The organism is Muricoprocola aceti, from assembly GCF_025567005.1.
Classification (GTDB): Bacteria; Bacillota; Clostridia; order Lachnospirales; family Lachnospiraceae; genus Marvinbryantia; species Marvinbryantia aceti.
Window position 1 is genome coordinate 1 of sequence record NZ_JAOQKE010000033.1, and the last position, 15,360, is coordinate 15,360.

The following is a 15,360-nucleotide window of genomic DNA, read 5'->3' on the forward strand; positions in this document are numbered from 1 at the left end:
TGGTTGAACCGCCGTGTACCGAACGGTACGCACGGTGGTGTGAGAGGTCGGGGATTTAATTAAAATCCCCTCCTACTCGATTTATATCATAGAAGTATGATGATTAGTTCTGTTTTTTCTTACGCATGATTACTACTACGATAATCACAACAGCGGCTACAATCAGTACAATCACAAATGGAAGAATCGGTGTCTGATCGCCAGTCTGTGGATTGATACGGACTGCATCGTTGGTTCCGTCAGAAGAGTTGCCTCCGATGGAGAAAGTAACGGTCTTGCTGTCTGCAATATCAGTGTTCTGCCAGCTTCCGTCACCGTATACCTGTTTCTGGAAGGTAACAGTAACCGTGTAAGTCCCGGTCTTGGAAATGGAGAACGCACCGCTGAAGTTATCCAGCCAGGTTCCTGCAGTTCCCTGAATCGACCAGGTAGAAGGAATGTAGCGAATATCATTTGCAATTGGTTTGCTGTTCTCGCTTGCAGCGCCATATGCACTGAAGGTCAGGCGGGTGTTGATGTCATAGGTAGCACCTTCAGACAGGTTTTGGATCGCATTGTCATTCGGATTACCTACGATATTCAGGTCACGATCTTCGGTGTAATCACAGTTGTCACGATGGCAGAAGCGTTCCTGATAACCGTGGGAAGAATAAGTAGAAGCTTCCATGGTCTCCCAGTCATCGCGAAGATCATGTCCCAGAGCCTTGCCTTCGGTAGCCTGGCAGCGGGAGCAGGTCTTAGGAGTAGTACAGGTAGCATCCTTCCAGTCATGTCCAAGGGCAGTTCCTTCCAGATCGACACCACATACAGAACAGGTTGCGTTCTTGGTACATGTTGCATTGCCTGCATTCGTATGAGCGGCGTAGTCACCTGTGGTTGCACCGCATACGGTACAGGTGGACAGATGATTACAGGTAGCAGCATCAAATTGATGTGCATTCTGTGTCAGAGTAAGCTGAATAGAGTACTGATTATTTGCTGCATCTGTAAATGTGATCCGCTGAGTGGAATTCGCTGCAAAATCAGCGGTTGTTAAAGTGTATGGCTGTTCCACACCATCTGCGACAAACTTCACGGTCGGATTGGTCAGAACTGCATTACAAGGCAATGTGATTGCAGGTTCCACATTTACATTTGTATCATTGGCAGTAAGAGTCAGCTTAGTGCCATCGGCTGGATAAGTATATACCGGATTAGTTGCATTCGGGTTGAAGAACTGCAGTGTACCGATGAGCGTTGTGGCCTGTACAGTTGGTTCTCCCTGAGGAGCATCCTGTGTCTGTGCATCTGCAGTGGTTTCTGGCTGTGCGGCATCTGATTCGGCAGTCGTCTCTGCTGGAGCAGAGGTCTCTTCCTGAACAGTTGTTTCGCTCTGAGCAGAGGTCTCTTCCTGAACAGTCGATTCGGTTTGAGCAGTAGTTTCTTCCTGAACAGCTACTGGCTGAGCCTGGGAATCATCTGGCAGAAGAACGGTTCCGTTATCGGTAGTGCTATCTTCTTCAGAACCTTTATATTCTTCCTGTGTGCTGGCATTAATCACAGAGTCATCTACGGTGTCAAAGATATTAATATCACCATTGTCATTAGCGGAAGCATCAGTTGTGGTATCTCCGGTAGCGTCTGGAATCGTAATATCACTGTCTGTTGCAGCGGTATCATCGGATGCGGCCGGTTCAGCAGATGGATCTGTCACCACAGCTTCTGTATCAGTGGATGGGTCAGCTGGCTGAGTCTGTGTGTCATCAGCCGAGGCTGCAGTCTCTGTTTCGGCAGTCGTTTCCGGTTCGGTCTCCTCAGGAGCGATCACCACGTCAATGGTCAGATCCTTTACGCCTTCTGCCAGAAGAATGTCATCTAGAGACTCATCATCAGCAACATAAGCTTCATAATCTGGTGTGAAGGTGTAAGTACCTTCCGGAGAACTCTCTGAATAGATCTCCTCTGGATTGTCAGTTTTTAACTTCCAGTCGATCTTTTCCAGTGTGAGAGTAGAAGGAGCATCCGGTCCGTCTGCTTCCCAGTAACCTTCCAGATCCAGATCCTCAGGAAGCTTCAGATCTTCCAGAGAGGTACCTGGTACAGCTTTCAGATCACCATATTTCTCCTTTGTCTGTTCATCTGTAAAATGTCCCTGATCATCCTTTTCAAATCCAGGGAACTTCGTAATATAAAAGATGGAAGATGGTACTTCCACATCGGCATCTAATGCGGCTTCTTCCGCTGAAATATCTTCAGAAAAATCGTCCTCTGCCCAGGCCGGGACAGAAGGGATCATGCTCATAATCAGTGAGAATGATAAGAGTCCGGAAGCGCATTTTGCAAATAGTGTATGTTTTCTGTGCATACTACCCCTCTCCTTTCTAAAAATATGTATCTGTGAAGATATTGAACAGATACATAAATATTACAATCATGTTAACACAAATGTAAAAAAAAATCCATAAAAAAAGACTAAATTAGTAAAATTAAGAATATAATAAGAAAAAGAAAAATTGAATTCTCTCGGTTGACATTTTCAGGGAAAAGTGTTATCTTAAACCTACGTCAAATAGAAAAAGCTATGAAGAGGAATAGTACATTTATTCTTGGATTCAGAAAGCTGTCGGGTGATGTGAGACAGCCGAGAGAGTAGGGGGAACTCACCTCAGAGCAGCTGCTTGAAAGCCAGAGATGATCAGAAGAGAGATTGGTGAGTAGACGCAGACGGAGTCCTGACCGTTATCCGGGTAAGATATAAGATCTGTACAGATCCGTATCGGATGAGTGTATGAAGTTATTTCATAAAGTAGAGTGGTACCGCGTAGGACATCGAACGTCTTTCGTCTCTAGTGACAGTAAGCAGTCACGGGATGAAGGATTTTTTTTTACCCTGAATGGGAACAACATTTTATCAATATAGTGAAAATGGAGGAAAAGACACATGAAGAACTTTAAAAAGTATACCAGACAGTATTTTATGCCACCAGTAGAGTGCATGGACTGGACAAAGAAAGAGTACATTGACAAGGCTCCAATCTGGTGCAGCGTAGACCTGCGTGATGGAAATCAGGCACTGATCGTACCGATGAATCTGCAGCAGAAGATTGATTTCTTTAAGTTACTGGTAAAGATTGGTTTTAAAGAAATCGAAGTAGGTTTCCCGGCTGCATCTGAGACAGAATATCATTTCCTTCGGGCACTCATTGAACAGGATCTGATCCCGGATGATGTTACCATTCAGGTACTGACACAGGCCAGAGAGCATATCATCCGCAAGACATTTGAAGCACTGGAAGGTGCAAAGAAGGCGGTGGTACATGTATACAATTCCACTTCCTTATCCCAGAGAGAGCAGGTATTTAAGAAGTCTAAGGAAGAGATTCTGAAGATTGCTGTAGACGGAGCTGCATTATTAAAGAAGCTTGCCGACGAGACAGAGGGTAACTTCTCCTTTGAATACAGCCCGGAGAGCTTTACCGGAACCGAACCGGAATACGCACTGGAAGTAGTCAATGCCGTACTGGATGTATGGCAGCCGACACCGGACAACAAGGTCATTATCAATCTGCCAAGTACTGTACAGCACTCTATGCCTCATGTATATGCAAGCCAGATCGAATATATGAGCAAGAATATGAAGTACCGTGAAAATGTTGTACTTTCCCTTCATCCACACAATGACAGAGGCTCAGGTGTCAGTGATGCAGAGATGGGTATTCTGGCCGGCGCAGACCGTATCGAAGGTACTCTGTTTGGAAATGGAGAGCGTACCGGTAACGTAGATATCGTGACACTGGCTATGAATATGTATGCACAGGGTGTAGATCCGGAACTGGATTTCACGAATATGATGGAGATCTGTGAACAGTATGAGAAGTTCACAGGCATGAAGATTGATATGAGAAGCCCATACAGTGGAGCACTGGTATTTGCAGCATTCTCAGGATCCCACCAGGATGCGATTGCCAAGGGTATGAAGTACAGAGAGACTCATGACTGCGAGCACTGGACCGTACCGTATCTGCCAATCGATCCAGCCGATATCGGAAGACATTACGAAGCAGACGTGATCCGTATCAACAGCCAGTCCGGCAAGGGTGGCGTAGGCTACATTCTGGAGCAGTACTATGGACTGAATCTGCCGGCCAAGATGCGCGAGGCTATGGGCTATGCAGCAAAAGCAGCATCCGATGAAAAAGAAAAAGAACTTCTTCCAGATGAGATCTTCGACCTGTTCAAGACCAGATACGAAGATATTACCACACCGTTTAATATTACAGAAGCACACTTCAAGCAGCATAACGGTATCATTGCAGAGATTATGGTAGAGCATGATGGTGAGAAGAAGCTGGCAGTGGCTTCCGGAAACGGACGTCTGGATGCCATCAGTAATGCATTGAAGAAGCAGTTCCGTTTGGAATATCGTCTGGAGACTTATCAGGAACATGCACTGGAGCAGAGTTCCAGTTCCAGAGCGATCGCTTATGTAGGTATTCGTGATGCACAGGAAAAACGTTTCTGGGGCGCAGGTGTAGATCAGGATATTATCAAAGCTTCCTACAATGCACTGTTGACAGCCATCAATAATATGCTGGCAGGCGTAGAATAAATAATCAGAATAGTCTAAAAGTGACGGCGTAATCCCTTTTCTGACAGGGTGTTACGCCGTTTTTGTCGTAAAAATGTGAAAAATAGCTACAAAAGTATTACGAAAATATGAAATAATAATTGACATATTAACACAAATGAAATAAAATAGAAAAAGACGGGAGTATCATTATCAGCAAGAAAGGAAGGAAAAACAGCATATGGAAGTAGAAAGTATACTTCTGGGGATGATGCATTGTATGAATCGTTTGACCAGACGTGTATATCGGAAACACGTTGCTGTTGTCCGCACAGCTGTTTTGCTGGCAATCGTTTTCCTGTGCGCTATGGGGGTTAGCGGGGTAAGCGGGAATCTTATTTCCATCGAGATTGGGAAGGAGACGGGATTGCATGCAGGAACAGGAGAAGTTCTGGCTGCCGAGACGATAGAGACAGACGAGACAGAAGGACTTCAGGCGGGACTGATGGGAGTCGTAAGTGGTGCAATGTCCATGAACGCATATTCCCAGGCAGCGAGTGAGATAAACACTGCAAGTGCAAATGAGAACATTCTGGTAGGTGCAGCGAGGGCAAGCCGTACGGAGCGCCGCCGGACAAATATGGAGAAAAGTACACAGTCAGCCCGGAATGTGTTTACCTATGCCAGACAGGTGGTAGAGAGTAACCAGATGCCGGAGAGTGAGTATTATACATTATTACGCATAGTGGAAGCAGAGGCTACCGGAGAAGATCTGGAAGGCAAGATGCTGATCGCAAATGTCATTCTGAACAGAGTCAGAGATTCACGTTTTCCGAATACCATTGAAGAAGTGGTATGGCAGACCATCGACGGCTCAGCTCAGTTTCAGCCGACCATTGACGGACGAATCAACAGCGTGGAGATCACTGATTCCACAATAGAAGCGGTAGACCGGGTACTGGCCGGAGAGGACAAGTCCCAGGGGGCACTGTTCTTTATGGCAAGGAACGGATCTGATGCATCCAGTATCGGATGGTTTGAAGAGAATTTAATTCCACTGCTTACACATGGTGGACATGAATATTATACATTATCCCAGAATCAACAGGTATCCTAAGAGGGTATAGCAGAAAAGAGCAGTCAGTGGCTGCTCTTTTTTCATCTTTTCAAATAGGAACCCAGGGTTGCGTGACAAAAAAAGGTGTGCTATACTTGGTAAAAATGTCTGAAACCAGGCAGATAAGAAATAGGAAAAGGAACAGGTGAAGAGATGGAAGTATTATATAGAAGTACCAGAACTCCAGAAGGCACTGTAACAGCCTCACAGGCAATCTTAAAGGGACTTGCTGATGACGGCGGATTATTTGTACCACAGCAGATTCCGCATCTGGATGTGACAATGGAGCAGCTGGCAGGCATGAGTTATCAGGAGACTGCATATGAAGTAATGAAGCTGTTTCTTACAGATTTTACAGAAGAAGAACTGAAGAATTGTATTGCTAAGGCATATGATGAAAAGTTCGATACCAAAGAGATTGCACCGCTGAAGAAGGAAGATGGTGCTTACTACCTGGAACTGTTCCATGGTGCTACCATCGCATTTAAGGATATGGCACTGTCTATTCTGCCACACCTGCTGACTACTTCAGCAAAGAAGAATCATGTGGAAAATGAGATCGTGATTCTGACAGCTACATCCGGAGATACCGGAAAGGCAGCACTGGCTGGTTTTGCAGATGTACCTGGCACCAGAATTATTGTTTTTTATCCTAAGAATGGTGTCAGCCCGATTCAGGAAAAGCAGATGGTGACTCAGAAAGGGAAGAATACTTATGTAGTAGCCATCAGGGGCAATTTTGACGATGCCCAGACCGGTGTTAAGAAGATGTTCGGAGATAAGGAGCTGGCAAAGGAGATGCAGGAGAGCGGATTTCAGTTTTCTTCTGCGAATTCCATCAACATCGGCCGTCTGGTTCCGCAGGTAGTGTATTATGTATATGCCTATGCGAAGCTGAGAGCAGCAGGAGAATTAGCTGAGAACGAACCGATAAATGTAGTAGTTCCGACAGGTAACTTTGGTAATATTCTGGCAGCTTACTATGCAAAAAATATGGGCGTACCGATTGCAAAGCTGATCTGTGCTTCGAATGATAATAAAGTACTGTATGATTTCTTCCAGACAGGAGAATACAATCGTAACAGAGAATTTATCCTGACCACATCACCATCTATGGATATTTTGATTTCCAGCAATCTGGAACGTCTGATCTATAAAATTGCAGGCGAGGATGCAGTGAAAAATGCAGAGATGATGAAGTCTCTGACCACAGAAGGCAAGTATGAGATTACACCAAAGATGCGGGAAAGACTGCAGGATTTCACCGGTGGATTTGCTACAGAGAAGGAAGTATCAGATGAGATCGCGAGAGTTTATCAGGATACCGGTTATGTGATGGATACGCACACAGCAGTAGCTTCCTGCGTATATCATAAGTATCAGGAGCAGAGCGGTGATCAGACCAAGACCGTGATTGCTTCTACAGCCAGTCCATATAAGTTCACCAGAAGTGTCATGGATGCTTTACATAAAGACAGCAAGAACATGACAGACTTTGAACTGGTAGATGAACTGTCACGTATCTCAGGCGTGAAGGTGCCGGCAGCTATTGAAGAGATCCGTACGGCACCGGTTCTTCATGATACTGTAGTAGAGACAGCAGAGATGAAGAATGCGGTAAAGAAGATTCTTGGGGTAAAATAGGGGGAACAGAATATGGATTCAATGTTTTCATTAATGGACCTGATTATCCTGGGATCAGGTGCGTATGTGCTGTATTGCTATTATCTGTTAAAGTTTAAGGGAGAGATCAAGGAAGGCTTGCTGCTCCCGAAAGGAACGAATGTCAAAAAATGTACCGATAAGGCAGCCTATACCAGAGAAGTGGAGAATAAAGTACTGGTATATGGGATTGTGGTGCTGATCTGCGGCGGCTGCGGTGTACTGGAGACACAGACCGGATTGCTTGGAAGATGGTATCTGGCAGTAATTGCCATATTCCTTGCAGTGACCATCTGGTTTGCCTTTGTAGTGAAAAAATCAGCAGAAAAGTACTGGCCGACCGGACATACCAGCGTGAAGAAATAGAATAAAAAAAACAAAAACGGACACAGATATGAGTGAAAGACGGTGATTCGTTTCCATGCTTGACTTTTCGACATGAGAATGCGATAATAAACAAGAAATGAATCACAAAGAAGTTGACCATTTGCCTGGGATGTTCGACAACTTCTACTGTTTTGAACCTACATTACTTTAAACGGGATTCCTATATTGCCAATTAGATGTCAGGCCCCCATTTGTCAGGGGAAGGCAGAAGAACGGTTGCGGTTACCCACCTAGCTTCGCTAGGAGTCAAAAGGTAGGAACCGGCATTTTGGGTATTAAAAAAAGGACCTCAGGGTCCTTTTTTTATAAAGTTTAAAAAGGAGATTGGGGAAAATGGGAATGAAAGTAAGTGATTTTGGAAGACTGGCGGATGGAAGAGAAGCTAAGCTGGTGACGATTGCCAATAAGAATGGAATGTCCATTGAGGTGACAAACTATGGTGCCACACTGGTTGGTGCAGTAGTGCCAGATAAGAATGGCAGACATGACGATGTAATCCTTGGTTATGCGGATGTGACAGATTATGCGAAGAATGGCGGTTTTTTGGGCGCCTGCATTGGAAGAAGCGGCAACCGTATCGGTGGAGCAACGTTTGAGATCAATGGTGTGACATATCACCTGGATCAGAACGAGAACAAAAATAACCTTCATAGCGGCAATCATGGATATGATTCGGTGATCTGGGATATGAAGACAGACGAAGCGACATCTTCCGTGACATTTTCCAGAGTCAGCCCGGATCTGGAACAGGGATATCCTGGAACATTTACCGTATCTGTGACCTATACACTGACGGACGACAATGAGATCAAGATTCACTATGAAGGTAAGTCAGACAAAGATACCATTGCCAATATGACCAATCATTCCTATTTTAACCTGGAGGGCCATGACCATGGAAGTGTTCTGGATCATATTCTGTGGATTGATGCAGATGGTTATACAGAGATCGATGCAGAATCTATCCCGACTGGTGTGATCGGATCGGTGGAGGGTACTCCATTTGATTTCCGTGTGGCAAAGCCGGTGGGACAGGATATTGAAAAAGAGAACAGGCAGCTGAAGATGGGTGGCGGATATGACCATAACTACGCATTGAAGCCGGATGGAACGGTAAAGAAGGTTGCAGAAGTGAAAGCTCCGGTCAGCGGAAGAAAGATGGAAGTCTTTACGGACTGTGTAGGCGTACAGTTCTATTCTGGAAATTTTATTGAGAACACCTGGATTGGAAAAGATGGAAAGGCTTATCAGAAGAGAGGTGGTCTCTGCCTGGAGACACAGTTCTTCCCAGATGCGATTCATCATGAGAACTTTGCATCTCCGATTCTGAAAGCAGGAGATACTTATTCTACAACAACCATTTACAAGTTCAGTGCAGAATAAGAAAGCGGGCAACTAAACAGTTATGATTTTACAATCATAAAGAAGAAAACAGAACATAGGATAAAAGAAACGGGTACAACTGGTATGCCGTTTCTTTTTTTAGGGAGAAAACGGAGAATATGAAAAAAATAATCATGTTATGTGGCTTGCTGCTGCTGACTTTTTTATGGGGTATGCTGGAACTGAAATATGGAAATGGTGCAGAGAATAGGGGAAATCAGGCAAACGTGTCACCGCAGGAAAATATGGGATCCGGAAGAGTGGAAGAAACGGGAACACAGAATGAAAACGGAGAACAGCGAGAAATACAGTCGGGAACTGAGGGGCTGGAAACTGACGAATCAGAGTCAGGGATCCGTGTTCTGTTGAAAAGTGACGGCTATGAATCGGAATACCATACCGATATTTGCCTTACCTGCGATAAAGATTATACGATCCAGAAAGAGGACAGCCAGATCCGGTATAAGGCCGGAGAAGAGATACAGATTACACCTCAGAGTGATTTGTTTGCAAAAGGAGAAGTACTACAGGCTTTCTCGAATGACGGCAGGTTTTATTTCCCGGAACTGGAGCGGGCAGAGACAGACATTGGATATGAAGGTAGTCTGGAAATCCGAAAGACGGATCAGGGACTGCTTCTTGTAAATGTATTACCGTTGGAGAGCTATCTTTGCGGAGTGTTACCCAGTGAAATGTCAGAAGCGTTCCTTTTGGAAGCGCTGAAGGCTCAGGCGATCTGTGCACGAACTTATGCCATGCAGCAACAGGAGAGTGGGCGGGCAGAAGAATATGGAGCAGACCTGGATGACAGTACCTCTTATCAGGTCTATAATAATCGTCGGCACGGGGCAAAAACCGATCAGGCGGTAAAAGAAACGGCAGGGCTGGTGATGATGATGCAGGATGGTGCACTGGCAGATGCACGTTATTATTCCACTTCCTGTGGACTGGATCTGCATAGAAATCTGTCAGAAGAGAGTGTATTTGCAGCATTTTTACAGGAAGATCAGATAAGCTCCGTAGAGGCAGAAGAACCGTTTTATCGATGGAAAACGAATATACAGTTGGTGGATTTGCAGGAAAAAACGGAATGGGAAAAGATAGAGAACCTGCAAGTGGCAGAAAGAAATGAGAAAGGTGCAGCAACGTGTCTGGAGATAACTGGACAGAGAAAGACGGTAGAACAGGATGAGGCCGATGCGGATCAGACAGTCACATCGGAAGAAGCGGTTCAAAAAATAGAAACAGAAGAAGTAACGGAGAAGATAATAGGAGAATACCAGATCCGCCAGTTTCTGGCTCTGGCAGATCTGGTGATCACCCTGCAAGATGGAAGTACCCGGGAAGGATGGCAGCTGCTGCCAAGTGCTTTTTTCTATCTGCAGCCAGTGACAGAAGGAGACATCCTGACCGGATATGATGTCTATGGTGGCGGATATGGCCATGGCGAAGGCATGAGCCAGAACGGAGCCCGGCACATGGCAGAACAGGGCGAGGACTGCGAAACCATTCTGAAGAACTATTATGGTGAAATAGAGCTTGTTAAATATAGCTCATGAATCGCCTGCCTGCGATTTCACTGTTCCTGGTGACAGCTTCTATGGAGGCATATGTTTTCAATGAGGAAAAGTCTCTGACTCAGTTTTGAAAGGTAAACATAATTCGCACTAATAATACTAAAATTTAAGCTGATTTTTTTGCGATAAGGTAAAATAAAAGAAAAAACTTTATCGCAAAGGAAGAAAAATGAGCAGAGAACAAGAAAGATCCAAGAGAAAATTGGAAAAGAATCCGGTTGTTGAATGCAATAAGATTCAAAATAAATATTACTCTGAATTATTTAAAAACTTTAGTGAAATAAAAGACCCTCGGAACCAAAGTTATATCGACTATTCTGTAAAAACTATACTTGGGACTTTGTATTATAAATGTATAGGTAGAATTTCAAGCATGCAGGAAATGACACGGCAGTTTAATGATGAAAAGGTTGTGGAAAATCTATATTCTTTCATGGGAGAATCCAGGAAAGAGTATCTTCCTCATGGTGTTACGGAAAATGAATTTTTGAAGAGGCTGGATCTGTTGGAGCTGGAAAAAAACAGAAAGATATTGCCTATTCCATGATCCGCAGAAAAACATTTAATGATGCAAGAGTGTTGAAAAAGTGGCAGGTTATTATCGATGCTACAGAACTGGATGAAGGATACCAGAAAAAGAACGATTATTATCTGAGCCGCTGCTATAACCGCTGGAAAGCAGATGAATTTATAAAGTATCATAGAAGTGTGCTTGAGGCAAAACTGTACCTTGGAAATAACCTTGTATGCAGCATAGCGTCAGAGCCAATTGAAAATACGGAGTATATCGATCAGAGTGGAGAAAAAATAAAACAGGATTGTGAAAGCAAGGCATTTATCAGACTGGCAAAAAAGATGAAACAGAGTTTTCCGAGACTTCCGATCATAATAACAGCCGATGGATTGTATGTCAGCCAGAAGGTTATACAAACCTGTACGGATAATGGATGGGATTATATCATCCGTTATAAAGAAGGATGTGCGCCAACCATAGCGTTGGAATATCAGGCACTGCCTGAAAAAGAAAAGATAGGTTCAGAAATAGAGTACCAGAATCAGATCATATTTCAGAACACAGATGTAAATCTGATCTATTACACAGAAAAGAAAGTCCAGACAGATGGAAAAGAAAAAATAACAGAGTTTGCATGGATTACCAATATCACAATTACAAAAAGTAATGCAAAGAAAATTGTGAAAGCCGGAAGGAACAGATGGAAAATAGAAAATCAGGGATTCAACCGACAGAAGCATTGGCAGGGGAATATAGAGCACGCATGTAGCTGGGATGAGCAGGCACAAAAGAACCATTACTTGATGGAGCAAATAGCGGATTTCATAAAGCAGCTTTATGAGTATTATTACCTGAGGAAAAATAAAAAAAACTGCAAAAAAATGTATCTCCTGAATTGTTAGCTAGCTTTGGACGGCAACTAACGGAAACAGAAGATATAAGCGTGGAGCTGCATAGAGCAATTCTAAACTGATTTAATTTTAGCAAAGAAGGTGATGCCTGCCAAGAGGAAAATACAAATTTATGAACTTTTTTTGGGAGAAGGAATTCGTGTAATCATTTAATGTGGATAACTTTCCTAAATTCATAAAAAATATGTAAATATGTGAATTTACAAAATTGGCAGGTTATAGAATAAATTTACCTTTCAAATCTGGTAGAATATAATAGATCTTGCAATAAAAAAATATATCAAGTAAAATATAAGGAAAATTACAAATCAGATTAATGTAATCAACTTGGAGGAATAAGAAATGTTCGACAAATTAATAGAAAAGATATTCGAATTGGAAAATGAAGAATTTAAAATTGCAACAGATAGGATAAAGGAGTTTATCGACAATATTCCAGAAGTTGAATTTAAAAATATTGTAAAAGAAGTTGGGACAATACCAGAAAGTATTGAACACGATTCAACAGAAGAAAAATTGTATTCAAAAGCATCTGATATAGTTCTAGCGAGATGTTTTAGAATGTTAGGATTGGCTGCGAAAGCATTGGATGAGCGAGGGGATAGTGCTGATATAATAGCAAGAAGCATTTCAGGATATAATTACAGTTTAGTTGCTGATGCAAAATGTTTTAGACTCAGTCGCACGGCAAAAAATCAAAAAGATTTTAAGGTTAGTAATCTGAGTGATTGGAGAGGAGCAGAAAATGAATATGCTGTATTAGTTGCTCCATATTTCCAATATCCGCAAATAACAAGTCAAATTTATTCTAAAGCCTTGGATAACAATGTTTGTTTATTGTCCTGGGAACATATTTCAATTTTATTGGAGAAAAATATAAAAGAAACCTCGACAATATCATTAGAGTCATTGTGGAATGCATCACAGATGATTGCTCGAGATAAAACATTAAGTTACGCAAATGCAAAAAGTTGTTTTTTACCTAAAATGGATTCTTACGTAGCAAAGAAAATTGGAATAACAATAGAGGAGTACGAAGAAATACTAAAAACATATAAAAATGCATTAGTTGATAGAGGGATGATTGAAATAATATTTTGGAACAATTATATAGGCGAGATAAGAAACTATTCTAGAGAACGTGCGATAGAAGAGTTGATTAAAGCAAAAAAACTTCAAGAAAAAGTAAATGCAATAAAAAGTTATATTAATAGATTAAGCAAGTAGGTGAATAATTTGGGAAGAATAGAGTTAGGAGATTCTATAAAACTGATAAAAAATGTAGAGACTGAGTCAATACATCTTATATTATCAGATATTCCATATGGAATAAATTACGATGAATGGGATGTGTTACATCAAAATACTAATAGCAGTTTGTTAGGAAAAAGTCCGGCACAAGAAAAAGCTGGAAGTGTATTTAAAACTAGGGGAAAGCCTTTAAATGGTTGGTCACAAGCTGACAAAAATATTCCATTAGAATATTATCAGTGGTGTACCTTATGGGCGAGTGAATGGTTAAGAGTTTTGGTGCCTGGATCAAGTTGCTTTGTATTTGCGGGAAGAAGAATGGCACATAGATGTATTTGTGCGATGGAAGATGCAGGATTTATTTTTAAAGATATGATTTCATGGGAAAAAGATGCGGCAGCTTATAGAGCACAAAGGGTTAGCTGTGTATTTGATAGACGAGGAGATCATGATAATAGTTTGAAATGGGAAGGTTGGAAAATAGGAAATTTACGACCATTGTTTGAACCAATTTTATGGTTTATGAAACCATATCCACAAGGAAGTACATTGACAGATAATGTGCTCAAGTATGAGGTGGGGGCATTTAATGAAGAAGAATTGAAAAAAAGAGCTATATGGAATGAGGGATTAGAGGTATGCTCAAATATTTTGAAGATACAAACAGAAAAAACTGATAGGGGACTTCATCCAACGCAAAAAGCTGTAAAATTGATGGAAATATTAATAGCATTAACAACTAAGGAGGGACAGGTGGTTCTGGATCCATTCTGCGGATGTGGAACAACGTTAGTTGCAGCACAAAATCTTAAGAGGAATTTCATAGGATTTGAGATTAATGAAGAGTATTATAGGAATATTTTATTGAGGCTGAAAGAGAATTAGAAAATAAAGATAAGAGTGAAATAATCAGTTTTGAAAGGTAAACATAATTCGCACTAATAATACTAAAATTTAAGCAGATTTCTTTGTGATAAGGTAAAATAAAAGAAAAAACTTTATCGCAAAGGAAGAAAAATGAGCAGAGAACAAGAAAGATCCAAGAGAAAATTGGAAAAGAATCCGGTTGTTGAATGCAATAAGATTCAAAATAAACCTGAATTATTCATGGAACAATATCTGAACTGATAACTGTACCATGAAATTAAAAATTGCTCCATGCAGTCATAACATCGCTCAATTTGTCCGTCAAAAGGGCGTAAAATCCCTATCGCAGAGTTCAGAGCAATTGTTAAGCTGTCAAGGTTCTTTAATAGTTGCTATTCCAGTTGTACATTTAGCTTAACCGTGAATAATCTAGGATAAATATTACTCTGAATTATTTAAAAAATTTAGTGAAATAAAAGACCCTTGGAACCAAAGTTATATCGACTATTCTGTAAAAACTATGCTTGGGACTTTGTATTATAAATGTATAGGTGGAATTTCAAGCATGCAGGAAGTGACACGGCAGTTTAATGATGAAAAGGTTGTGGAAAATCTATATTCTTTCATGGGAGAATCCAGGAAAGAGTATCTTCCTCATGGTGTTACGGAAAATGAATTTTTGAAGAGGCTGGATCCGTTGGAGCTGGAAAAAATACAGAAAGATATTGCCTATTCCATGATCCGCAGAAAAACATTTAATGATGCCAGAGTGTTGAAAAAGTGGCAGGTTATTATCGATGTTACAGAACTGGATGAAGGATACCAGAAAAAGAATGATTATTATCTGAGCCGCTGCTATAACCGCGGGAAAGCAGATGAATTTATAAAGTATCATAGAAGTGTGCTTGAGGCAAAACTATACTTTGGAAATAACCTTGTATGTAGCATAGCGTCAGAGCCAATTGAAAACACGGAGTATATCGATCAGAGTGAAAAAAAATAAAACAGGATTGTGAAAGCAAGGCATTTATCAGACTGGCAAAAACGATAAAACAGAGTTTTTCGAGACTTCCGATCATAATAACAGCCGATGGATTGTATGTCAGCCAGAAGGTTATACAAACCTGTACGGATAATGGATGGGA

The 15,360-nt window shown here is 41.7% G+C and carries 12 protein-coding genes, 1 other RNA gene and 1 other annotated feature; of the genes, 12 read left to right on the plus strand and 1 reads right to left on the minus strand.

Annotation, left to right across the window (positions count from 1 at the left end):
• Nucleotides 1-103: 103 nt before the first annotated feature.
• Nucleotides 104-2,344: a prolipoprotein diacylglyceryl transferase gene (locus tag OCV47_RS15215; protein WP_262655891.1), complete on the minus strand. Its 2,241-nt coding sequence runs from the start codon at nt 2,342-2,344 to the stop codon at nt 104-106.
• Nucleotides 2,345-2,551: 207 nt separating this feature from the next.
• Nucleotides 2,552-2,830: a binding site (T-box leader), on the plus strand.
• Nucleotides 2,831-2,920: 90 nt separating this feature from the next.
• On the opposite strand from OCV47_RS15215, the gene OCV47_RS15220 reads away from it, so the two are divergent.
• From OCV47_RS15220 to OCV47_RS15275, 12 genes are all read left to right on the plus strand, one after another.
• Nucleotides 2,921-4,588 carry a 2-isopropylmalate synthase gene (locus OCV47_RS15220; protein WP_262655892.1) on the plus strand — a complete coding sequence of 556 codons (1,668 nt, stop codon included), beginning with the start codon at nt 2,921-2,923 and terminating at the stop codon, nt 4,586-4,588.
• Nucleotides 4,589-4,787: 199 nt separating this feature from the next.
• A complete protein-coding gene (locus OCV47_RS15225) occupies nt 4,788-5,663 on the plus strand; it encodes a cell wall hydrolase (protein ID WP_117447445.1) in 876 nt (291 codons plus the stop codon).
• 153 nt (nt 5,664-5,816) lie between these two features.
• On the plus strand, nt 5,817-7,307 hold the full coding sequence (gene thrC, locus OCV47_RS15230) for a threonine synthase (RefSeq protein ID WP_262655893.1): 1,491 nt from the start codon (nt 5,817-5,819) through the stop codon (nt 7,305-7,307).
• Between the two features lie 12 nt (nt 7,308-7,319).
• Nucleotides 7,320-7,691, plus strand: coding sequence for a hypothetical protein (locus tag OCV47_RS15235; RefSeq protein WP_262655894.1), 372 nt, complete (start codon nt 7,320-7,322; stop codon nt 7,689-7,691).
• A gap of 119 nt (nt 7,692-7,810) precedes the next feature.
• Nucleotides 7,811-7,991, plus strand: a non-coding RNA gene (ssrS, locus tag OCV47_RS15240) — 6S RNA.
• Between the two features lie 54 nt (nt 7,992-8,045).
• Nucleotides 8,046-9,095: an aldose epimerase family protein gene (locus tag OCV47_RS15245; RefSeq protein WP_262655895.1), complete on the plus strand. Its 1,050-nt coding sequence runs from the start codon at nt 8,046-8,048 to the stop codon at nt 9,093-9,095.
• A gap of 119 nt (nt 9,096-9,214) precedes the next feature.
• Complete coding sequence (locus tag OCV47_RS15250; RefSeq protein WP_262655896.1) at nt 9,215-10,654, plus strand: SpoIID/LytB domain-containing protein; 1,440 nt, start codon at nt 9,215-9,217, stop codon at nt 10,652-10,654.
• 187 nt (nt 10,655-10,841) lie between these two features.
• Nucleotides 10,842-11,219, plus strand: a complete 378-nt coding sequence (locus tag OCV47_RS15255) for a transposase family protein (protein ID WP_262655897.1) — start codon at nt 10,842-10,844, stop codon at nt 11,217-11,219.
• Nucleotides 11,216-12,088: a transposase gene (locus OCV47_RS15260; protein ID WP_262655898.1), complete on the plus strand. Its 873-nt coding sequence runs from the start codon at nt 11,216-11,218 to the stop codon at nt 12,086-12,088. Before OCV47_RS15255 ends, OCV47_RS15260 begins: the two co-directional genes overlap by 4 nt.
• 351 nt (nt 12,089-12,439) lie before the next feature.
• Nucleotides 12,440-13,324, plus strand: coding sequence for a HindIII family type II restriction endonuclease (locus OCV47_RS15265; RefSeq protein WP_262655899.1), 885 nt, complete (start codon nt 12,440-12,442; stop codon nt 13,322-13,324).
• A gap of 9 nt (nt 13,325-13,333) precedes the next feature.
• Nucleotides 13,334-14,233, plus strand: a complete 900-nt coding sequence (locus tag OCV47_RS15270; protein WP_262655900.1) for a DNA-methyltransferase — start codon at nt 13,334-13,336, stop codon at nt 14,231-14,233.
• A 547-nt stretch (nt 14,234-14,780) separates the two neighbouring features.
• Nucleotides 14,781-15,218, plus strand: coding sequence for a hypothetical protein (locus OCV47_RS15275; protein ID WP_470358865.1), 438 nt, complete (start codon nt 14,781-14,783; stop codon nt 15,216-15,218).
• Nucleotides 15,219-15,360 lie beyond the last annotated feature (142 nt).